The organism is Paenibacillus sp. GCM10023252 (genome assembly GCF_042653305.1).
In the GTDB taxonomy this organism is placed as follows: Bacteria; Bacillota; Bacilli; order Paenibacillales; family Paenibacillaceae; genus Pristimantibacillus.
In genome coordinates this window covers 98246-120602 of the sequence record NZ_JBHSHW010000028.1, presented here as the reverse complement: position 1 = coordinate 120602, position 22357 = coordinate 98246, and the positions used below count along the sequence as shown (strand labels likewise).

At 48.5% G+C, this 22357-nt stretch carries 20 protein-coding genes; 12 read left to right on the top strand and 8 right to left on the bottom strand.

Annotated features, from left to right (window positions below; genetic code table 11):
- Nucleotides 1-200: 200 nt before the first annotated feature.
- Both ACFO9Q_RS16285 and gyrA read right to left on the bottom strand, forming a co-directional pair.
- On the bottom strand, nucleotides 201-1283 hold the full coding sequence (locus ACFO9Q_RS16285; protein ID WP_379183933.1) for an HD-GYP domain-containing protein: 1083 nt from the start codon (nucleotides 1281-1283) through the stop codon (nucleotides 201-203).
- A 42-nt stretch (nucleotides 1284-1325) separates the two neighbouring features.
- The gene (gene gyrA / locus ACFO9Q_RS16280; protein ID WP_379183931.1) at nucleotides 1326-3854 is read right to left on the bottom strand and encodes a DNA gyrase subunit A; all 2529 of its coding nucleotides are present in this window, start codon (nucleotides 3852-3854) and stop codon (nucleotides 1326-1328) included.
- 132 nt (nucleotides 3855-3986) lie between these two features.
- Here gyrA and ACFO9Q_RS16275 point away from each other — a divergent pair, with 132 nt between their 5' ends.
- The gene (locus tag ACFO9Q_RS16275; RefSeq protein ID WP_379183929.1) at nucleotides 3987-4943 is read left to right on the top strand and encodes a YheC/YheD family protein; all 957 of its coding nucleotides are present in this window, start codon (nucleotides 3987-3989) and stop codon (nucleotides 4941-4943) included.
- A 48-nt stretch (nucleotides 4944-4991) separates the two neighbouring features.
- Here ACFO9Q_RS16275 and gyrB read toward each other — a convergent pair whose 3' ends face one another.
- The 6 genes from gyrB to dnaA all read right to left on the bottom strand — a co-directional run bounded on the left by gyrB (nucleotide 4992) and on the right by dnaA (nucleotide 11274).
- Nucleotides 4992-6902: a DNA topoisomerase (ATP-hydrolyzing) subunit B gene (gyrB, locus tag ACFO9Q_RS16270; RefSeq protein WP_379183927.1), complete on the bottom strand. Its 1911-nt coding sequence runs from the start codon at nucleotides 6900-6902 to the stop codon at nucleotides 4992-4994.
- A 42-nt stretch (nucleotides 6903-6944) separates the two neighbouring features.
- Entirely contained in the window at nucleotides 6945-7196 is a 252-nt protein-coding gene (gene remB / locus ACFO9Q_RS16265; protein WP_379183925.1) for an extracellular matrix regulator RemB, read from the bottom strand.
- Between the two features lie 29 nt (nucleotides 7197-7225).
- Nucleotides 7226-8335 carry a DNA replication/repair protein RecF gene (gene recF / locus ACFO9Q_RS16260; RefSeq protein ID WP_379183923.1) on the bottom strand — a complete coding sequence of 370 codons (1110 nt, stop codon included), beginning with the start codon at nucleotides 8333-8335 and terminating at the stop codon, nucleotides 7226-7228.
- Between the two features lie 21 nt (nucleotides 8336-8356).
- Nucleotides 8357-8572, bottom strand: coding sequence for a S4 domain-containing protein YaaA (yaaA, locus tag ACFO9Q_RS16255; protein ID WP_379183921.1), 216 nt, complete (start codon nucleotides 8570-8572; stop codon nucleotides 8357-8359).
- Between the two features lie 34 nt (nucleotides 8573-8606).
- The gene (gene dnaN / locus ACFO9Q_RS16250) at nucleotides 8607-9749 is read right to left on the bottom strand and encodes a DNA polymerase III subunit beta (protein WP_379183919.1); all 1143 of its coding nucleotides are present in this window, start codon (nucleotides 9747-9749) and stop codon (nucleotides 8607-8609) included.
- A gap of 172 nt (nucleotides 9750-9921) precedes the next feature.
- Nucleotides 9922-11274: a chromosomal replication initiator protein DnaA gene (gene dnaA / locus ACFO9Q_RS16245; protein ID WP_379183916.1), complete on the bottom strand. Its 1353-nt coding sequence runs from the start codon at nucleotides 11272-11274 to the stop codon at nucleotides 9922-9924.
- A 537-nt stretch (nucleotides 11275-11811) separates the two neighbouring features.
- Here dnaA and rpmH point away from each other — a divergent pair.
- From rpmH to ACFO9Q_RS16190, 11 genes are all read left to right on the top strand, one after another.
- On the top strand, nucleotides 11812-11946 hold the full coding sequence (gene rpmH, locus ACFO9Q_RS16240; protein ID WP_379183913.1) for a 50S ribosomal protein L34: 135 nt from the start codon (nucleotides 11812-11814) through the stop codon (nucleotides 11944-11946).
- Nucleotides 11947-12105: 159 nt separating this feature from the next.
- Nucleotides 12106-12453 carry a ribonuclease P protein component gene (gene rnpA / locus ACFO9Q_RS16235; RefSeq protein ID WP_379183911.1) on the top strand — a complete coding sequence of 116 codons (348 nt, stop codon included), beginning with the start codon at nucleotides 12106-12108 and terminating at the stop codon, nucleotides 12451-12453.
- Between the two features lie 81 nt (nucleotides 12454-12534).
- On the top strand, nucleotides 12535-13314 hold the full coding sequence (locus tag ACFO9Q_RS16230; RefSeq protein WP_379183908.1) for a YidC/Oxa1 family membrane protein insertase: 780 nt from the start codon (nucleotides 12535-12537) through the stop codon (nucleotides 13312-13314).
- A complete protein-coding gene (gene jag / locus ACFO9Q_RS16225; RefSeq protein WP_379183906.1) occupies nucleotides 13311-13943 on the top strand; it encodes an RNA-binding cell elongation regulator Jag/EloR in 633 nt (210 codons plus the stop codon). Before ACFO9Q_RS16230 ends, jag begins: the two co-directional genes overlap by 4 nt.
- 154 nt (nucleotides 13944-14097) lie before the next feature.
- The gene (mnmE, locus tag ACFO9Q_RS16220; RefSeq protein WP_379183904.1) at nucleotides 14098-15477 is read left to right on the top strand and encodes a tRNA uridine-5-carboxymethylaminomethyl(34) synthesis GTPase MnmE; all 1380 of its coding nucleotides are present in this window, start codon (nucleotides 14098-14100) and stop codon (nucleotides 15475-15477) included.
- A 39-nt stretch (nucleotides 15478-15516) separates the two neighbouring features.
- A complete protein-coding gene (mnmG, locus tag ACFO9Q_RS16215; protein WP_379183902.1) occupies nucleotides 15517-17406 on the top strand; it encodes a tRNA uridine-5-carboxymethylaminomethyl(34) synthesis enzyme MnmG in 1890 nt (629 codons plus the stop codon).
- A 1-nt stretch (nucleotide 17407) separates the two neighbouring features.
- A complete protein-coding gene (rsmG, locus tag ACFO9Q_RS16210) occupies nucleotides 17408-18130 on the top strand; it encodes a 16S rRNA (guanine(527)-N(7))-methyltransferase RsmG (protein WP_379183900.1) in 723 nt (240 codons plus the stop codon).
- A gap of 335 nt (nucleotides 18131-18465) precedes the next feature.
- Entirely contained in the window at nucleotides 18466-19284 is an 819-nt protein-coding gene (gene noc, locus ACFO9Q_RS16205) for a nucleoid occlusion protein (RefSeq protein ID WP_379183897.1), read from the top strand.
- A 179-nt stretch (nucleotides 19285-19463) separates the two neighbouring features.
- A complete protein-coding gene (locus ACFO9Q_RS16200) occupies nucleotides 19464-20237 on the top strand; it encodes a ParA family protein (protein ID WP_379183894.1) in 774 nt (257 codons plus the stop codon).
- Nucleotides 20218-21066, top strand: a complete 849-nt coding sequence (locus ACFO9Q_RS16195; protein ID WP_379183892.1) for a ParB/RepB/Spo0J family partition protein — start codon at nucleotides 20218-20220, stop codon at nucleotides 21064-21066. The genes ACFO9Q_RS16200 and ACFO9Q_RS16195 overlap by 20 nt, the downstream gene beginning before the upstream one ends.
- A gap of 107 nt (nucleotides 21067-21173) precedes the next feature.
- Nucleotides 21174-22355: an aminotransferase class V-fold PLP-dependent enzyme gene (locus ACFO9Q_RS16190; protein WP_379183890.1), complete on the top strand. Its 1182-nt coding sequence runs from the start codon at nucleotides 21174-21176 to the stop codon at nucleotides 22353-22355.
- Nucleotides 22356-22357 lie beyond the last annotated feature (2 nt).

Below are 22357 nucleotides of genomic sequence, written 5' to 3'. Positions count from 1 at the left end.
AGTTTTCAAAGAACAATTGCTTGTTTGTTTCTTGTGTGTCGTTCGCGTTTACCTCAGCGGCGACAAGAAATAATATATCACGGATGCCTATTACATTGCAAGTGTTTTTTATAATTTCTTTTATCTTTTTTGCAAAAAGCAGCTATGTAATCTAGAAAACCCGCCAAAAGACTAGGCTTCTGGCGAGTTAGTTATATCGATTAAGTCTGAACAACCTCTGTAATATGAAGACTTCTATTCTGTGTTAAGTTCACGATCGACCCATTAATAGAGACCCACGGCCTTGTAGGGTGATTCTGATCGGTGAAGACGATCTCTCCTACTCGCTCATCACTTAGCCTGACGACTGTACCATTGTGGAACTGGGTTACTCTCTCGATGAACGTCCGGACGTAACCAGGATCGAGCTTGCCGAAGGCATCACTCTGAATCTGCTCTAGGACAAGGTATGGAGATGCTGCCTTCCGATATGTCTTGTTCAAGGTCATAGCGTGGAAGATGTCTGCAATCGCAACAATCTTCGCATATGGATGAATCTTAGTCGCATCTATGCCGAGCGGATATCCGCTTCCGTCTACCTTCTCGTGATGCTGAAGTGCGGCGAGCTTAACCCCTTCATTAAGAGCAACTATATTCTTGAGCAGCTGATAACCCATCAAGGTGTGCCGCTGCATCTCTTCCTTCTCCGATGCTGTCAGAGCAGCTGGCTTCGCAAGAATATCCTGATCTATCTTCATATTCCCGATATCATGGAATAATCCTGCAAGAGCAACCTGCATCCACTCTCTCTGAGGGAGGTTATTCCATTGAGCCATCAGATAAGAGGTAAGCGCAGAGGTAATGCTGTTGTGATACACATAATCCTGTCCATCGAAGTGTCTAGGCATGAAGGTTAGGACATTGTAGCTGCGAACGTGTTGGAGAAGACTCTCCAGCTGCGTACGTATGTCCATCATAGGCATGCCTTGACCCGATACGGATCCTCCCCATACTCTGCGCAGCAGAATAATCATCTTCTCATATTCATCGTGAAGCCCAGAGGAAGCAGCCTTCCCTTGAGCAGTGGCTGCAGACTGTGAGGAAGCGCCTGCCGGCTCTTCATTCAGCTTAGTACCTGCTGGACGATCCACGACGATACTTGAGATGATGAAGGCCTGTAGAATCTCAAGCTCCCGGGGTGTGACAACCTTGCCCTTCTGAAGAAGCACACTGCCTAGCGGGGTGAGGACATCTTCTCCGATCTTGTCACCTAACTTCACTTGTGCTATCGCCACAGATGTCATCGCTGTCCCCTCCCCTTCTATCACTAATTCCTGGACCCTTGCTTATTCTTCGCTTGGTTCTCCCTCAATACCTTGATCAGCTGCAGGTTGATCAGCCGAAGGCTCTTGGTCGAACTCAATATCTTCAAGTGACTCGTCTACCTCTTCACTACGAGCTACTCTCGTTACTGTCGCAACGGTATCCTCGTCTCTCGTATTGATGAGCTTGACGCCTTGTGTATTACGGCCCATGGTGGAGATTCCATCCATCGATGTCCGGATCATCGTTCCAGATGCGGTCATAATCATCAAGTCCTCATTGTCTTCCACAACCTTCAGCCCTACGATCGGACCATTCTTGTCGGTTACATTGAGCGTCTTGATTCCCTTGCCGCCCCGGCTCTGAATTCTATATTCACTGATTGGGGTCCGCTTGCCATAGCCCTTAGCGGTAACAATCAGCACATCATTCTCTGGAATAACAACGTCCATATCAATGACCACGTCTTCACCGTCGAGCTGAACGCCCTTAACCCCTGTTGCAGATCGTCCCATAGAACGCACATCTTGCTCTGGGAAGCGGATGGACATGCCTTGGCTGGTTCCCATAATGATCTCTTGGTTGCCGTCTGTCAGCTTAACCCCGATTAGATCGTCGTCCTCACGGAGCGAGATCGCGATGAGACCTACCTTCCGGATATTCGCATAGTCATCAAGAGGTGTCTTCTTCACGACTCCATTGCGAGTAGCGAAGAATAGATACTGATCCGAATCGAACGCTTGAACTGGAATAACGGCATTCACCGTCTCGCCTTGCTCAATCTGAATCAGATTAATAATTGGCGTCCCTCTAGCTGTCCGGCTAAGATCAGGAATCTCATACGCCTTGAGGCGGTATACCTTGCCCTTATCTGTGAAGAACAGCAAGTAATGATGCGTATTGGAGACGAAGAGGTGCTCAACGAAGTCATCATCCTTCGTATCCATCCCGATGACGCCCTTACCGCCCCGCTTCTGACTGCGGTAAGTCGTAACAGGCAGACGCTTCACATAGCCTGTGTGAGTAATCGAGATAATGACGTCCTCGCGAGGAATGAGGTCCTCATCTAGAATCTCTTCATCACTTACCGTAAGCTCTGTACGGCGCTCGTCACCGAATCGATCCTTAAGCTCAGCCAGCTCTTCGCTAATAATGTTCAGCACAAGCTGCTCGTCGGCAAGGATAGCCTTGTATTCAGCAATCTTCTTCAGCAGCTCAGCGTACTCAGCTTCAATCTTGTCGCGTTCAAGACCCGTCAGGCGCTGCAGTCGCATATCGAGAATAGCTTGGGCTTGTTCATGGCTGAGAGAGAATCTCGAGATTAATCCTTCACGAGCTTCATCTGCTGTCTGCGAAGCTCTAATCAAGGCTATCACTTCATCCAGATGGTCAAGCGCGATTCGCAAGCCTTCGAGAATGTGAGCGCGTGCTTCTGCCTTCTTCAGATCGAACTCTGTACGACGGCGAATAACTTCAATCTGATGCTCAAGGTAGTAATACAGCATGTCCCGAAGATTAAGCACCTTCGGCTCGCCCTTAACGAGAGCCAGCATGTTAATGCCGAAGTTAGTCTGCATCTGGGTCTGCTTATATAGATTGTTGAGGATGACGCTAGGATTAACATCACGTCTAAGCTCAATCACAATGCGCATTCCGTTACGGTCCGATTCATCCCGAAGATCGGTAATTCCTTCAATCTTCTTCTCTCTGACCAGCTCAGCAATCTTCTCTACCAGACGTGCCTTAACCACTTGATAAGGCAGTTCATGAACGAGAATTCGAGCCTTATTCCCAACCTCTTCAATGACGGCACGTGCTCGCATCGTTACCGATCCGCGGCCAGTGAGATAGGCTTGGCGAATTCCTTGACGTCCCATTACGAAGCCTGCTGTCGGGAAGTCTGGGCCCTTCACATAATCAATCAGCTCAAGTGGAGTAATATCCGGATTGCGGATAAGCGCTTGAATGCCATCGATGACTTCAGACAGGTTATGAGGAGGGATATTCGTTGCCATCCCTACAGCTATGCCTGTTACTCCATTCACTAGCAGGTTAGGGAACCTTGCTGGCAATACAGCCGGCTCATGCTCTTCACCATCGTAGTTCGGAATGAAGTCTATCGTCTCTTTGTTAATATCACGGAGCATCTCCATCGCAATCTTGGATAGGCGCGCCTCGGTATAACGCATAGCAGCTGCCATATCTCCGTCAATAGAACCGAAGTTGCCATGTCCGTCTACCAGCATGTAACGCATGGAGAAGTCCTGGGCCATCCGAACCATTGCCTCGTAGACAGAGGAATCACCATGCGGGTGATACTTACCAATGACCTCGCCTACGATTCTGGCTGACTTCTTGTGCGGCTTGTCCGAGGACATGCCGAGTTCAGACATTGCGAATAGTATTCGACGATGCACGGGCTTAAGACCATCACGTACATCCGGCAGTGCACGACTAACAATAATGCTCATGGCATAATCCATAAATGAATCCCGCATCTCAGTCCCGATATCTCGGTCCTTAATGTGCTGCGACTGTTGCTCTTCCGCCATGTTTACCCCCCTGACTCTCTACAATCACTGTAAGTCATAACATTATATTAATTTCACAAATAGGGTCAGGCTAAACCCCCGCCCCATATTGAAATATAAGCGAAATACAAGAGTAGTCCTATATTTCTAAAAATGGGTAATCACCGCATTCCAATGCGGAATTCCTGCCATAAAATAAACAGACCCAAATTACATTATACCACTCATTCCAAAGTCTGTCTCCTGCATGTATTCAAACAAGTGAAAGGAGAAAGCATGTTGTCTATCCAAAGAATCATGAGCAAATGGGCCAAAACAAATGCTCTGCTTAAGTCGGAAGCCCTGCGTGAATTCATACCAACAACAAGGCTATTCAGCCGAGATACTCTAGAAGCGATGTTCAGTGAGCATCGGATGCTCTACGTGAAGCCGGTCAATGGCACATTCGGCAATGGAGTCATGAAGGTGCAGAGGCTCTCCCAAGGAAGCTATACATTCCAGCTAGGAACAAAAGCCTATTCCTGTACATCCTTCGATCAGCTATACATGGGACTAGCAAGGAAAATTGGACATCGCAGCTATCTGGTTCAACAAGGCATTCCCTTGCTCAAGCATAACGGACGGAGATTCGACATTCGGGTCATGGTCCAGGTGAACAGCTATGGGGAATGGGAGACAACAGGTATTATCGGGCGGCTCGGGCAGAAATCGAAGATCGTAACGAACTATCACAGTGGCGGAACCCCTATGGCATTCAGCAGGCTAATGTCCAGTCATCTATCTGCTGACGCTCAGGCCAGCTATACTCGGCGTCTATCTAAGCTGGGCGTGCTCGTCTCCAAGCAGCTTCAGTTGACCTATCCCGGAATCAAGGAGATCGGGGTCGATATTGCCATTGATCAATCTCTTAGACCGTGGATACTGGAAGTGAACACGAATCCTGACCCGTTTATTTTCCGTAAGCTGAAGGATCCATCGGTGTTCCGCAAAATATACCGTTACGCCATCGGCTACGGGAAGTATAAGAGCAAATCAAAAAAGGCTAGAGTTAGAAAGCTGGTAAAAGGCCGCACGCTTAGAGGCCTGCGTACACGCAGAGGCCTTGGCTGACTATGATAAAAAAGCCGCCCGGCATGCCGGACGGCTTGTGTCTGTTCTCTATACGTCTAGATTCTTCACATATCTTGCATACTTCTGAATGAAATCACGACGAGGCTCGACGCTGTCTCCCATCAGAGTATCAAATACGACATCCGCTTCAATCGCATCCTCAATGGTCACCTGCAGCATCGTGCGGCTCTCTGGATCCATGGTAGTCTCCCATAACTGGGTAGCGTTCATCTCTCCAAGACCCTTGTACCGCTGAACATTGACCTTAGCGCCTTCACCGAATTCAGCAATGATCGCATCGCGTTCCTTCTCGGTCTGGGCATAGCGAATGACCTTGTTGCGTTCCACCTTGAAGAGCGGCGGCTGGGCGATATAGATATAGCCCGCATCAATGATATTGCGCATGTAGCGGTAGAAGAAGGTGAGCAGCAGCGTACGAATATGCGCACCGTCGACATCAGCATCGGTCATGATAATAATCTTGTGGTAACGAGCCTTGGCGATATCGAAGTCATCGCTGATGCCAGTTCCTAGAGCAGTAATGATGGCACGAATCTCGGCATTGCCCAGAATTCGGTCAAGCCTTGCTCTCTCGACATTGAGAATCTTACCGCGCAGAGGCAGGATCGCCTGAAAGTGACGATCACGGCCTTGCTTGGCTGAGCCGCCTGCAGAGTCACCCTCTACGATGTACAGCTCACTGATCGCTGCGTCCTTGGACGAGCAGTCAGCCAGCTTCCCTGGGAGGGAGCTTACTTCAAGAGCGCTCTTCCGGCGAGTCAGCTCACGAGCCTTACGTGCAGCTTCACGGGCTCTGGAAGCCTGCAGCCCCTTATCTACGACCTTCCGGGATACAGACGGATTCTCGTCAAGGAACTCAATCAGCTTCTCCGCGAAGAAGGATTCGACAATTCCGCGCACTTCACTGTTGCCAAGCTTCGTCTTCGTCTGACCTTCGAACTGAGGCTCAGGAATCTTAACCGAGATGATCGCCGTCAGACCTTCACGAACGTCATCGCCTGACAGGTTGGAGTCGTTATCCTTAATCGCCCCTGTCTTGCGTGCATATTCGTTAATGATCCGAGTGAGGGCGCTCTTGAATCCGGATTCATGGGTACCACCCTCGTGGGTGTTAATATTATTGGCGAACGAGAAGATATTCTCGGTATAGCTGTCGTTGTATTGCAGAGCTACTTCAACATGAATATTGTCCTTCATGCCTTCGACGTAGATCGGCTTCTCATGAAGCGCTTCACGATTACGATTCAGATACTGAACGAACTCTATAATCCCGCCGTCATACTTATACGTATCGGTCATGCCATTCCGCTCATCAAGCAGTACAATCTCTATGCCCTTGTTCAGGAAGGCCAGCTCGCGAATCCGCGACTGCAGCACTTCGTATTCGAACACCGTTGTCTCTGTGAAGATCTCAGCATCCGGCTTGAACCGTACCTGCGTTCCAGTATCAACCGTATCCCCGATAATCTTAATATCGTATTGAGGAGCGCCGCGGCGATATTCTTGCTGATGAATCTTGCCGTCACGCTTAACGGTTACGATGACCTGCTCGGACAGTGCATTTACGACGGATACCCCTACACCATGCAGACCGCCGGATACCTTATAGCCTTCGCCGCCGAACTTGCCGCCTGCATGCAGGACGGTCATTACGACTTCGAGCGTAGACTTCTTCAGCTTCACGTTCTCTCCGACCGGAATGCCGCGGCCGTTATCTATAACGGTGACGGAATTATCTTCATGGATAATCACGTTAATTCTTGTACAGTAACCAGCGAGAGCTTCGTCAATACTGTTATCGACGACCTCCCATACCAGGTGATGAAGACCTTTGCCGCTTGTGGAGCCAATATACATACCCGGACGCTTGCGAACTGCTTCCAGTCCTTCTAGTACTTGTATCTGACTCTCGTCGTACGTATGTTGATCCGTAGACATTGCCTTTCACTGCTCCTCTCGGAATGCTGCTAGCCTAACCTATCATCCGTTCGCGATGAATTGATGCGCTCGTTTCTTCAACGTGGAAGAAGAGATAGGCGAATAATAAATCTTATGCTTGGTGACCACGATCGACTTCGGCTCTTCCTCGCCGATTGACTCTACGTCCTTGCGCTTGCGTGCACCAGCTACGAATTGTTTGGATAACTTGGAGGACTGCTCGATCGAGATATCGAAGATGGCGACAAGCTCCGCAGCTCTAATAATCTTCTCGGCACCCAAATGAATATACATAAGATCCGCTCCCTAAGCATTCGAATCAATTACTGCGTCACCCGGCCATCCTGCACCTGATAGATTCCGACATCATACAGCTTGTCAAGATTGACGCTATCTATGCTTGTTGTCGTAATGAACGTCTGGACCTTGCTCTGGAAAGTCTCAATCAGCTGCGTCTGGCGATGCTGATCAAGCTCCGATAGAACATCATCAAGCAATAGAATGGGATATTCCCCAATCTCCTCATGAATAAGCTCGATCTCTGCGAGCTTAAGGGATAAGGCCGTTGTCCGCTGCTGGCCTTGGGAGCCGTATATGTGGGCTTCCTTGCCGTTGATATAGAAGGCAAGATCATCCCGATGGGGACCGACAAGCGTCATCCCTCTGCGAATCTCCTGATCTTTCATCTGCGTTAACTTTATCATAAAACGTTCAAATAAAACAGATTCATCTTCCCCTGCGTCTCCATCAAGCGACGGCCGGTAGTCGATTCGAAGCTGTTCATTTCCAGCGGTTATTCCCGCATGAATCCGCTCAGCCCAGCTTTGCAATTTATGAATAAAGTGTTTCCTTTTTTTCATGATTTTAACACCATGCTCTGCAAGCTGTGTATTCCACACGTCAAGCATCGGCTGGCTGATCGCAGACGGGCCTGTCGACTTCAAGTAATTATTGCGATGCTGAAGCACCTTGCCGTACTGCTGGAGGGTATGCAAATAACCGGGCTGCACTTGTCCGATCTCCATATCTAGAAACCGTCTTCGTACCCCCGGCGTTCCCTTCACAATCTCCAGATCCTCTGGTGCGAACATGACTACATTAAGCGAACCGATGAAGTCGCTCAGCTTCCGCTGCTCCAGCCCGTTAATCTTCGCCTTCTTCCCTTGGGGAGAGAACTGGAGGTCCATCGTAATCTTGCCGTACTTCTTGTCCACCTCGGCATCTATCCGCGCACTGGTGCCATTCCACCCGATTAATTCCTTGTCCTTGGATGTTCGATGGGACTTCGTTAAGGCAAGGGCGAAGATTGCTTCGAGCAGGTTCGTCTTGCCCTGGGCGTTCCGCCCAATGATGATATTCACTTGCTTATCGGTGCGCAGCTCCAGCTGCTCATAATTCCGATAGTTGTGTAATCGAATGTGATGTAGGTACAACTGATTGCCCTCCGGTCCTTCTTAAGCCCTTGTCACCGTGAAGGCGCCGCAGCCTTCCACTTCAACACGGTCGCCGCTGTAGAGCTTGCGTCCTCTTCGGTTATCCACAACCCCGTTAATGATAATCTCGTTCTCTTGGAGGAAAAACTTCGCTTGTCCACCTGTGGATATACAATCGGCCAGCTTCAAAAACTGTCCGAGTGCAATATATTCGGTCTGAATCGTAATCTCTCTCATAGGGCAGGGCACATTCCTCTCGTACTTGTATAAGTTAACCCGTCGTACGGTATGGCAGGATGACATACATACTATACGCATGATCGGTAGGCTTAATAATAATAGGGCTCATCGCTCCGGTGAATCCAATCATAATCTGCTCACTGTCAATGACCTTGAGCACATCCAGCATATACTTGGAATTGAAGGCGATGCGGAGCGGATCCCCTGTGAACTGCTTCGCTTCGAGGCCCTCTGTTACTCGCCCTAGCTCGGTAGAGCTCGATGAGATCTCAATCGTTCCATCGTCAAGGGTTACGAGACGAACAATATTCGTCTTCTCTTCTCTAGACATCAGGTAGGCCCGATCAATCGCATCCGTTAAGTTCTTCGTATCAAGGACGAGTTCTGTCTTGTACACCTGCGGAATAATCTTGGAAGTATCCGGATAGGTTCCATCTAGAATTCGACTGTAGAACAGGACGTTGCCGATCTTGAACAGCACTTGATTGTCTGCTACGACAATATCGACGAGGCCATTCTGATCAGGAACAAGCTTCGACAGCTCGACTAGTGTCTTGGCAGCAATGACGACATTGTTGAATCGGTAATCTTCCGCTGTCTCAACATGAGCTAGGCGGCTGGCCAGGCGATGCCGGTCTGTGGCAACGAACTTAAGCTGCCCTTCCTGCAAGTTCCACAATACACCCGTCAGGATGGGTGTCTGTTCACTGGTTGATGCTGCAAGGACGGTCTGTCGAATCATGGCCTTCAGGAGATCTCCAGGCATCTGCAGCAGTTCGCTCTGTTCAATAGACGGAAGGACTGGGAATTCCTCTGGATCTAATCCAACCATCTGAATATCGGTGGATCCGGAACGCAAGAGGGTCTGGTAATGCTGACTAACTTCAATCTCAATATTGTCGGAAGGCAGTTTCTTAACGATCTCTACGAAGAACTTAGCGGGAAGCACGACGCTGCCTGGCTTATCAACCGTAGCAATGACAAGATCTTCTCGTTCTACGGGAATGAAGCTCTGAATAGATATATCAGTATCGCTTGCGGTCAGGGTGACTCCTTGGTGAGTAACGTCAATTTTAATACCTCCAAGGATTGGTATTGCAGGCCGGGCTGATGCAGCTTTAGCTACTTGTTGTATGGCATCGTTCAGTTCATTTTTTAGGATCGTTAATTTCATGGTTTCACTCCTGCGGGCTGCGCTGTTTTGCACCCTTTGTATTGATGATGTTTATTATAAATTATTAGTAGTCGTAGTAGTAGGGGCCCTGAATATGTGGATAACCCATTCTAACACTGATAAAGCAAGCCTATCCACATGTGCATAGCTTGTGCATAGGCTTGCTTGTTGTTCACGTATGATTTTTGACCTTATCTGTCAGGTTCTGAACAATCTTGTAGAGATCCTGATCCACCTTAAGCTGCTGGTTAATCTTCTCATGCGCATGAATAACCGTCGTATGGTCCCGACCTCCGAACGCTTCGCCAATCTTGGGCAGAGAGTAGTCGGTCAGCTCCCTGGACATATACATGGCAATCTGTCTCGGGAAGGCAACGGCCTTCGTTCGCTTGCGAGCCTTGAACTCCTCTAACCGCAAGCCATAGAATTCTCCGACCTTCGTCTGAATGTCCTGTATCGTAATCATTCTCGGCCTGCTGGATGGAATAATATCCTTCAGCGCTTCAGCTGCGAGATGGGATGAGATGTCCTCGTTAATTAGGGACGAGTAGGCAACGACCCGAATCAAGGCGCCTTCCAGCTCACGAATGTTCGTATCAATCTGATTCGCGATGTACACCATCGCTTCATTCGGAATATCCAGGTTCTCCGCCTTGGCCTTCTTCCTTAGTATCGCTATCCGTGTCTCCAGGTCTGGAGGCTGAATATCGGTAATAAGTCCCCATTCGAAGCGGGATCTCAGCCGCTCCTCAAGCGTAGGAATCTCCTTGGGCGGGCGGTCGCTCGAGATGACAATCTGCTTGCGCTCCTCATGCAGCGCATTGAAGGTATGGAAGAACTCCTCCTGCGTCTGCTCCTTGCCTGCCAGGAACTGAATATCATCAATGAGCAGCACGTCGATATTCCTATACTTCGTACGGAAGCTCTCGCCTCTATTGTCTCGAATGGCATTAATGAATTCATTCGTGAACTTCTCGGAGGAGATATAGAGAACCTTCGTGTTCGGATTATGATCCATAATATAATGCCCAATCGCATGCATTAAGTGAGTCTTCCCGAGTCCCACGCCCCCATATAAGAACAGAGGATTATAGGCCTTAGCCGGCGCTTCAGCTACTGCGAGCGAAGCCGCATGTGCGAATCGGTTGTTAGCTCCGATGACGAACGTATCGAATACGTACTTCGGGTTAAGCATATGGGAGAATGTCTCTTCCTGAACGACAGGAGCAGGCATATTCATGGGCTGTGCATAAGCAGTCGGTTCAGTCGACTTCGATTCTTCAATCGTGAATCGAATATCAACCTGGCGTCCGAGGAATTCGTACAGCGTTGATCGTATTAACTTCGTATAGCGGCTCTCCAGCCATTCGACGGCAAATGTTGTCGGCGCAGTTACTTCGAGCATCGAATCATCGACAAAATTGGCCTTCGTCGCTTTGAACCAGGTGTCAAAGCTCGGTTTGCTCAATTTGGTCTGAATGATTGACAACACTTGCTGCCATAATTCATAGGTATGGCTGTCCACAGATTGTCACTCCTTATCCAGATCGCCTCACAAGGCGCGGCTGTGCGTAAAAATGTCGAACAAGAGGGTATTATAACGAAAACATCCACAATTTCCAAGCAGATGAGAAAGAGGCTTATACAGAGGGGATTATTTTGTTCACAATGTTATCCACAGTCTGTTGATAAATCTAGGGTGGGGATAAGTCCGTCCACAACAAAAACATAATCATCATAGCAAAAGAAGGCCTGTATTTCAACGGAATCAATGAATTTATCCACATTTTCAACTGGTTGTGTATAAAAGTTATCTACACCACTAGATATTGTTTATATCATGTTAAGATTTCGACAAAGTTCGTTCTTGCCGCTGAATTATTGTGCACATGTTATTAATTTCGCATTCGATGGCTGTGGATGAGCAATTGGCGGATGGTTATCCACAAGATTTGGAGTATGGGGTATTGCAGCCGTATAGGTTGACTTTCGAGGGGTGTCGTGGTTTAATTGAAAAAGGCGTTTTTTAAACGGATTATGTTGTACGGGAGGTGCAAATGTAATGAGACCTACTTTCAAACCGAATGTAAGCAAACGCAGCAAGGTTCACGGATTCCGCAAGCGGATGAGCACGAAGAACGGACGTAAAGTGTTAGCGGCGCGTCGCCAAAGAGGAAGAAAAGTTCTTAGCGCTTAAGATAAACTGAAAGACCACGTCAGGTGGTCTTTTTTTTTGGGCAAAATTAGAAGGCCTGCATTAGGGTCGATGGTTATAGCCGCTTGCCACCATAGGATGGCTATAGCCGTTGACGCTTGGCGATACTTAGAGTAGATCTACGAGTGCTGGAGGATGGCTGTGCATAGAAAATTACGTCTCCGCAGTCGCGGCGACTTTAGCAAAGTGTATAGAGGCGGAAGATCGTTCGCTAATGGACAGTTCGTTGTCTATTGGTCACGCCAACCGGTGGCCGAGCCGTTCCGTCTTGGCATATCGGCGAGCAAAAAAATTGGAAATGCCGTAGTTCGCAATCGTATGCGCAGGATGATTAAAGAGATCGTAAGGCTGAATGCAGATCGAATTGTGCCTCAGGTCGATATGATTCTTATTGTGCGCAAGCCTGCGGTTGTGATGAAGTCGAAGGAGATGGAGAAAAGCATCCTTCATGTCCTCCGAAAAGCGGGGCTGTTAAAGGTGCGAGCCTAATGGCTTCGTGTTTCTTTGTCCTATAAATTATGGTATAGTTACCTTTGAAAAATGAGAGGGCTCTTGCAGAGAGGAGTAATAATGTTGTTCCGGATTTCCAAACGTAAATGGTTCCTTGTAATTGGTTCAATTATGCTGCTCGCTGTGCTAGCTGGTTGTGCACCAACCACTACAACAACGGAGACAGCTGATCTGCTCAACGGAAACTTCTGGGAGAAAAATGTGGTCTATTACTTCGCGATAACGTTAGATACGTTCGCAAAGTGGTTCGGCGGACAATATGGTCTGTCTATTCTCCTGCTGACAATTATCGTGAGAACGCTTATTCTTCCATTAACACTGAAGCAATACCGCAGCTCCAAGGCGATGCAAGCCTTGCAGCCGCAGATGGCCGAGATTAAGAAGAAGTATAAGGACAACCCGCAGAAGCAGCAGGAAGAGACGATGAAGCTGTTCCAGACCCATCAGGTGAACCCGATGGCGGGATGCTTACCATTAATTGTTCAGATGCCGGTATTCATCGCCCTGTACAATTCCATCTATATGAATCCTGATATTCGGACGCATGACTTCCTATGGCTGCAGCTTGGCGAGAAGGATCCTTATTATATTCTTCCGATTATTGCAGCGGCAACGACGTATATTCAATCTAAGATGATGCAGAAGCAGCAGACGCAGACAATGCCGGGTATGGGCGCTATGCTCGCAATCTTCCCAGTACTGATCTTCGTCATGGCGATGAACTTCCCAGCAGCACTTCCGCTGTACTGGATCTATAGCAACATCTATACAATCGTTCAGAACTACTTCCTGTACGTTCGTTCATCTGACAAGGGTAAGGAGGCGGCCCCTGCAAAATGAAAAAACTCATCGCATCAGGAAAAACGATTGAAGAAGCTGTAAAGAATGGATTAACACACATGCAAGTCACCGAAGACCGGGTAACGGTCACAATCGTGGAGCAGCCTTCCAGAGGCTGGTTCGGACTCGGATTATTCGGTGTTAAGCAAGCAAAAGTTGAGCTTGAACAATTGCCTGACCCTGCGGGGGAGGCAGAGAAGTTCATTCGGGAAGTTGCAGCAACTATGGGACTCCAGACCGAGGTTGCTCGCAAGGAAACGAAGGATGGTTATGAGCTTAATCTGATCTGCAGCGGCGATCTTGGTGTACTCATCGGCCGCCGCGGGCAGACGCTGGATGCTATGCAATACTTGGTTAATATTGTGGCTAATCGTTATTCAGACAGTCATCTGAGAATCGTGCTTGATGCGGAGGAGTTCCGTGAGCGCAGGCGTCGTACACTCGAGGAATTATCAGACCGCTTGGCAGGCAGAGTCATTCGCACGAAGAAGGAAGTCGTGCTGGAGCCTATGTCCTCCCATGAACGTAAGGTTATTCATTCGCAATTGCAGAACCATCCCAAGGTGAAGACATACAGCAAGGGTGATGAGCCGAATCGGCGCGTCGTTATTGCTCTGAGACAGATATAAGAGTAGAATGTCAAGGACATGGTTACATCATTACAGCAATGGCTTCCATAAGTCATTGCTGTTTTTTCCATTCAGAATAGTGCGTGACGAGCTAATGCTGCCCAAGGATGGACGGCTTCGGCCGTCTACGCCCGAAGAGAGGTGCTGACACCTAATGAGCTACGACACGATTGCGGCCATCTCAACGGCGGTTGGAGAGGGCGGTATTGCGATTATCCGCGTCAGCGGTCCGCAAGCTATAGAAGGAACGGCTCGCATCTTCCGGTCGCGCCAGGAGTTGGGGAGTGCTGCTACGCATACGGTGCTGTACGGGCATATCGTTAATCCGAGGACGAATGAGCAGGTTGAAGAGGTGCTTGTGACCGTCATGCGCGGACCTCGCTCATTCACTGCCGAAGATGTGGTTGAGATTAACGCGCATGGAGGCGTAATCGCCATCAAGAAGGTTCTCGATCTAGTGCTCGAGCAGGAAGAGATAAGACTGGCTGAGCCAGGAGAATTCACGAAGCGAGCCTTCCTGAATGGTCGAATTGACCTCATGCAGGCAGAAGCGGTCATTGACCTCATTCGCTCGAAGTCGGAGCGGGCCTTCTCTGTCGCGAGGAAGCAGGCTGAGGGTACATTATCCAGAAGGATTAAGAGCCTTCGCCAGACCGTTATCGAGCTCCTCGCGCACATTGAAGTCAACATTGATTATCCAGAGCATGATGTCGCTGAGATGACAGGCTCTTATATAAGTACACAATGCGGTATTGCTCTTGAAGAGATTCAGAGGTTGTTAAAAACCGCAAACGAAGGCAAAATATTAAGAGAAGGCATTATGACAGCTATCGTTGGCCGTCCCAATGTAGGGAAGTCATCTCTGCTAAATGTGCTCGCACAAGAGAACAAAGCCATTGTGACAGATATTCCAGGCACTACCCGCGATGTCATCGAGGAGTTCATCACCCTTAACGGGATTCCTCTGCGACTGTTAGATACAGCAGGAATAAGGGAGACAAGTGATGTCGTCGAGCGAATAGGGGTAGAGCGATCACGATCTGCTCTCGAAGAAGCAAATCTCATCTTATTCGTGCTTAATTATAATGAACCGCTGCATGAAGATGACCGTAAGCTGATGGAAGCATTCCAGGGGCGTCAGGTTATCGTTATTATTAACAAAACCGATCTTCCGAAGCAGCTTGATATGGTTGAAATCGAGCAAAAATTCAGTTCCGATTCAATCGTCCGCATGTCCGTTCTGGAGGAAGAAGGAATGGAAGGTCTGGAGCGCGCAATCTCCGCGATGTTCTTCCAAGGCCAGCTGGATGCGAATGATCTAACCTATGTGAGCAATGTTCGGCATATATCGCTATTGAAGAAGGCTCAGCAATCGCTGCTTGATGCGGTTGAAGCTTCGGAAGCAGGCATTCCAATAGATGTCATGCAGATTGATGTGAGGTCGGCTTGGGAATACCTCGGGGAGATTATTGGGGATTCGGTTGGAGATTCGCTGATTGATCAGATCTTCTCACAATTCTGTCTAGGTAAGTGAGTTAGTGTGATATTATGCAAAAAGTAGGGAGTGAAAGCGATGAGTTATGATGGAGGACAATATGATGTTATCGTCATTGGAGCAGGACATGCGGGCTGTGAATCCGCGCTAGCGGCTGCACGTATGGGGTGTGAGACACTGCTGCTGACCATTAATCTGGATATGGTGGCATTCATGCCTTGCAATCCATCCATTGGAGGTCCGGCCAAGGGGCATGTCGTTCGTGAGATCGATGCGTTGGGCGGCGAGATGGGTCGGAACATTGATAAAACGTTCATACAAATGAGGATGCTTAACACGGGGAAGGGCCCGGCCGTCCATGCTCTCCGGGCACAGGCGGATAAGTTCTCCTATCAGCATACGATGAAGAAGACGATTGAGGAGACGGAGCACTTGACTCTCCGTCAGGGAATGGTGGAAGAACTCATTGTCGAGGAAGGGAAGATCGTCGGAGTTATTACGAAGACTGGTGCTGTCTATCACTCCAAGACGGTTGTGCTCACTACTGGCACTTACCTTAGAGGCCGCGTCATCATGGGTGAGCTCATGTATGAGAGTGGTCCGAACAATCAACAGCCATCCATTAAGCTCTCCGCTTCCTTGAAGGAGAACGGGCTGGAGCTGGTCAGGTTCAAGACGGGTACCCCTCCGCGTGTACACAGAGATACGATTGACTTCAGCAAGACGGAGATTCAGCCTGGGGATGAGCAGCCTAAGTTCTTCTCCTACGAGACGGAGTCTTCCGATAATGAGCAATTGCCATGCTGGCTTACCTATACGTCGGAGAAGACCCACCAGATTATTAATGACAACTTGTATCGAGCGCCCATGTTCTCTGGAGCGATAGAGGGAACAGGCCCGAGATATTGTCCTTCTATAGAAGATAAGGTCGTTCGCTTCGCCGATAAGCCGAAGCATCAGATCTTCTTGGAGCCGGAGGGTATGCACACATCAGAGTATTATGTTCAAGGCTTATCGACGAGTATGCCTGAAGATGTGCAGCTTAGCATTCTTCGTTCCATTCCTGGAATGGAGAAGGTTGAGATGATGAGAACAGGCTATGCGATCGAATATGATGCCGTTGTCCCTACTCAGCTGTGGCCTTCCTTAGAGACGAAGAAGATCGACGGACTTTTTACCGCGGGACAGATTAATGGAACCTCAGGCTATGAAGAAGCAGCTGGGCAAGGCATTATTGCTGGCATTAATGCTGCACGCAAGGTGCAGGGGAAGGAGCCGGTGATCGTTGGCCGTGCGCAAGGGTATATCGGTGTTATGATTGATGACCTGGTAACGAAGGGAACGAATGATCCTTATCGACTGCTAACGTCACGTGCAGAATATCGGTTGCTGCTTCGCCATGATAATGCTGATCTTAGGTTGACACCTGTAGGCTATGAGATTGGCTTAATCTCTGAAGCTAGATATCAACGCTTCCTAGAGAAGAAGTCACTCGTTGAGCAAGAGATTGAACGGCTTGGAATGACGAAGGTAAGTCCTGCGGATGCACAAGCGATGCTGGAGGCCGCGCAATCCACCCCTATGCAGAATGGATCAGATGCGCTCACGCTGCTGAGACGTCCCGAACTGAATTATGCTCATATTGAATCAATCTCCCCATCTCCGCTGGCGCTGAATGAAGAGATGAAGGAGCAGGTTGAGATACAGATTAAGTATGCGGGCTATATTGAGAAGCAGTTGATACAGGTAGAGCGTCTATCGAAGATGGAGAAGAAGCGGATTCCAGATACGATCGAATATGCTGAGGTTCATGGTCTGGCGTCCGAAGCGAAGCAGAAGCTTGCAGTTGTTAGGCCGTTGTCGATTGGCCAGGCATCTCGAATTGCTGGTGTGACGCCGGCTGATATCTCTATCCTGCTTGTGTACTTGGAGCACTTCAATCGGGTCACAGCTGCGAGAGGATCGTAATATGGATACTGCTCAGGATGACTTCGTACAGCTGCTGGCAGCCAAGGGCATCACACTCACGGCCCGGCAGCTGGAGCAATTCGAATCTTATTATGCGATCCTAGTCGACTGGAATGAACGTATGAACCTGACGGGAATCACAGAGCGACATGCGGTATATGAGAAGCACTTCTATGATTCTATATCACTGTCCTTCTTCGTGGACATGACTAATATCACCACGATGGCCGATATTGGGTCAGGTGCTGGATTCCCGAGTATACCGTTGAAGATATGCTACCCCCACCTGAAGGTGACCATTGTGGATTCACTTAACAAGCGAATTACGTTCTTGAACCATCTCGTACAAGAGCTCGGTCTTACCGATGTGGCATGCGTTCACGGCAGGGCAGAGGACTTAGGGCATGACCCTAAGCATCGGGATCATTACGACCTTGTTACAGCGAGAGCTGTGGCAAGACTTCATGTGCTGAACGAATTCTGCTTGCCCTTCACACGTCAAGACGGTCTCTTCGCTGCTATGAAGGGTGCTCAATCCCAAGAAGAGCTTCAAGAGGCTGCACGCAGTCTTCGAGAGTTGAAGGGGCGAGTGGTGAGCGAGCATTCATTCACTCTTCCGAATGAGCAATCGGAGCGTCATATCGTGCTAGTTGCCAAGACGGATCGAACTCCTCGCAAGTACCCTCGTAAGGCTGGAGTTCCTATCAAGCAGCCACTCTTGTAAGGTTTGTCGCACTAAATGTTTCACGTGAAACATTTAGTGCTTATTTTACGCGTTCATTGGCGTGTCAAGCAGGAAATTCATTCCTGATAGGCGAATTTTAATAGGGAAAGAACGAATAGGGGAAGCCTTCATATGACGTTACTGTCGCACATATGAAAGGCTGACTTCAGCCGTACACCATAACCTGTCGCATCTTACTTGAATGGCCTTGGTCTAGACAAGAGAGACAAGGCTATTGCTGTCTATACCATAATCTATCTAGTTGTCACATCCAGGAGGAAGAGCAGCATCGTAGTACCTTGTGGATTATCCTATGGTCGGGTGGTAGTGATTATATGAAAGAACAGATATCTCGCTTGTTCGGCCTCACTGAACAACGTGTTGGTCAAGAAGAAGTTCGCCAGATTCCTATCGGTGAGATTGATACTAGTCCATATCAGCCAAGAACGGTATTCGATGATGATCGTATTGAAGAACTCTGTCAGACGATTAAGACTCACGGAGTTATTCAGCCAATCGTCGTTCGTATGCGGAATGGACGGTATGAGATTATCGCAGGGGAACGTAGATGGCGTGCGGTCACCAAGCTTGGATTAGATACGATCCCTGCTATCATCCGTGAATTCAATGACTCTCAGGCTGCATCTATAGCGCTCATTGAGAACCTTCAGCGAGAGGGGCTGACAGCTGTTGAAGAGGCTGTCGCTTATCAGAAGCTAATTGATCTTCATCAATTAACGCAAGAGAGCTTGGCCCAGAGGCTAGGGAAGAGTCAATCGACCATTGCGAACAAGCTTCGCTTGCTCGGCCTCAGTGATCCAGTGAAGTTCGCCTTAATGGAGCGTAAGATTACGGAGCGGCATGCTAGAGCTCTGCTGGGATTGGACTCGGAAGAGCTGCAGCTCAAGGTGCTAGAGGATATTATAACGAAGGAATTGAATGTTAAGCAGACCGAGGCCCGTGTTGCCTTCCTGAAGGAATCGAATAAGATTAAGAAGGCGAAGAGAATATCATTCACTAAGGATGTTCGTCTAGCACTTAACACAATTCGGCAGTCTATAGATATGGTATCGGGTTCGGGTCTTCAGATTAAGACGAATGAGCAGGATCATGAGGATCACTACGAGATTATTATTCAGATTCCCAAGCGATAATTCGGTTGCCTGTCTAGTCTGTGATTCGGTATACTGATATAATAGAATGATAGATATGGTTACGTTCTCACATGCCGTCCTCTTCTGGGGACGGCGATATCCTTTTTATACAGCTAAAATCTAATTTCCTACACATCCAAGACGTTGCAAACTAAAGTTCTTACAAGAGGTGAATCGGTGTGTCCAAAATTATCGCAATCGCGAATCAGAAGGGCGGAGTCGGTAAGACGACAACGTCTGTAAATCTGGGTGCCTGTCTTGCCTCGCTGGGGAAGAGAGTGCTGCTAGTTGATATTGATCCTCAGGGGAATACGACGAGCGGCATTGGCATTAACAAAGCTGATGTAGAGAACTGCATCTATGATGTGCTTATTAACGACGTGCATCCTAAGGATGCGATGGCAGAAACGAAGATTCCTGGATTAACGATTATACCGGCTACCATTCAGCTCGCGGGTGCTGAGATTGAACTGGTGCCGACGATCTCCAGGGAGGTTCGCCTTAAGAAATCTCTACAGCTTGTGAAAAATCAATTCGATTACATCCTCATTGATTGCCCGCCTTCTCTCGGCATTCTCACCATTAATTCATTAACAGCCGCAGACTCGGTCATTATCCCCATTCAATGCGAATATTATGCGCTGGAGGGATTGAGCCAGTTGTTGAATACGGTACGCCTAGTGCAGAAGCATCTGAACACGACTCTGCAGATCGAAGGTGTCCTGCTGACTATGTTCGATGCCCGTACGAATCTCGGCATTCAAGTCATTGAAGAAGTGAAGAAGTACTTCCAGCAGAAGGTATATCAGACGATTATTCCGCGCAACGTACGGTTAAGTGAGGCTCCGTCGCATGGACAAGCTATCATATCCTATGATCCCCGTTCCAAGGGCGCGGAGGTCTATCTCGAACTCGCGAAGGAAGTGATTATGTATGAGCAAGCGGCTAGGTAGAGGACTTGATGCGCTTATTCCGTCACTCTCCGTTAATGAAGATGATAAGGTTGTAGAGATAGCATTAGCAGACTTGCGTCCTAACCCTTATCAACCAAGGAAGACCTTCGATGAGGATTCGATTAGAGAGTTAGCGGAGTCCATCAAGCAGCATGGCGTCATTCAACCGATTATTGTTAGAACCGTACTCAAGGGCTATGAGATTATTGCAGGGGAGAGACGCTTCAGAGCTTCTCAATACTGCGGTAACGCTACGGTACCAGCTGTAGTCCGCAACTTCTCCGACCAACAAGTTATGGAGATTGCCCTCATAGAGAATCTGCAACGGGAAGATCTGAATGCGATCGAGGTCGCAATTGCGTATCAAGCCTTAATGGAGAAGTTCGAGCTAACGCAAGAGGAACTGTCCATGAAGGTTGGTAAGTCGCGCTCGCATATCGCCAACTTCCTTCGTCTGCTAACATTGCCGGCTGAGATTAAGGAAAATGTTTCACGTGGAACATTATCGATGGGCCATGCTAGAGCATTAGTAGGTGTAAAAAATGCAGCACAGCAAAAAGAGCTGGCTCAAAAGGTAATAGCCTTAGAGTGGAGTGTTCGTGATCTCGAGGAAATGATTCAAAAGCTGGAACAAACGGAGCCGGAGAAGACGAAAGGGAAAGTGAAAAAACGTGATCCCTATCTAGAGAGTCTTGAAGAGTCATTAAGAGATCGATTCAAGACAACGGTGAAAATTAAACAGCAAAAGGATAAAGGTAAAATTGAGTTGTCATACTATAACAAGCAGGACCTGGAACGGCTGTTAGAATTGCTTCAACAAATGGCATAAAGGTCATCTAAATAGCATACCTAACGTTGTAATCTGGATGTCCAAGGATTAAACTTAGGTATGCTATTGTTATGCTCTATCCGAACAAAAGAGGGTGTGAATGATAGATGGACCAAGAGAATGTGGAAACCGTGGAAACCATATATATGGATCACGCAGCGACTTCATGGCCTAAGCCGGAGTCTGTCCTAGAAGCTGTAACTGAAGCGATGAAGCATGACTCCGCTAATCCTGGAAGAGGTAGCCATCGAATGGCTGTAAGAGCGAGCAGAGTGCTGTTCGATACTAGGAAAATGCTGGCTAAGCTGTTCCGAATTAAAAATCCGAACGATATTGCATTCACATCCAATACAACCGCAGCGCTAAACCTGGCGATTAAAGGGTTGTTGAAGCAAGGGGATCATGTGGTGGCTACAGCTGTAGAACACAATTCTGTACGCAGGCCTCTAGAGTATCTGAAGGAAGCTATAGGCATTACGGTTACATATGTGGAGACAGATGGGGAAGGCTATGTATCTCCCCTTCAGATACAAGAAGCTATTCAGCCTCATACAGCCTTGGTCATCGTGAATCACAGCTCTAACTTATTAGGGACCATTCTTCCTGTGCGGGAGATTGGTGCTATCACTAGATCGAATGGAATTAAGCTGCTAGTTGATGCCGCTCAGAGTGCGGGTATTGTGCCTATCGATGTAGAGGCTATGGGAATTGACATGCTGGCGTTCCCCGGGCATAAGGCACTGCTAGGTCCACAAGGCACTGGAGGGCTGTATATCCATCCAGATATCGATCTTGTACCTCAGCTGCATGGGGGGACAGGAAGCCAGTCTGAAGCGCCTGAGCAGCCTGCTATTCGACCGGATCGCTATGAGGCGGGCACACAGAATACTCCTGGGTTAGCTGGTCTTAGAGCGGGCGTAATGCACGTCTTGGAAGAAGGGGTAGAGCAGATCTACGCGAAGGAATGGGCGTTGACGCAGCAACTAATGGAAGGGTTATCCGCTATTGAAGGAATCAGGCTGCTTGGTCCTAAGCTGGGGAAGCCAAGGACAGGTATGGTCGCTTGGGTAGCGGAAGGGATTGACCCTTCAGAGATGGGCTTCATCCTGGATCAGCACTATCATATTGCGGTTCGGACAGGATTCCACTGTACACCGCTGGCTCATTCGATGGCTGGAACAACGAGCACCGGCGCGGTGAGAGCGAGTGTTGGTTACGGATCGAGTGAGAGGCATGTTGACGCCTTAATTCAGGCGGTCAGAGAGATACGCGGGCATTATAAGCTGTAAGT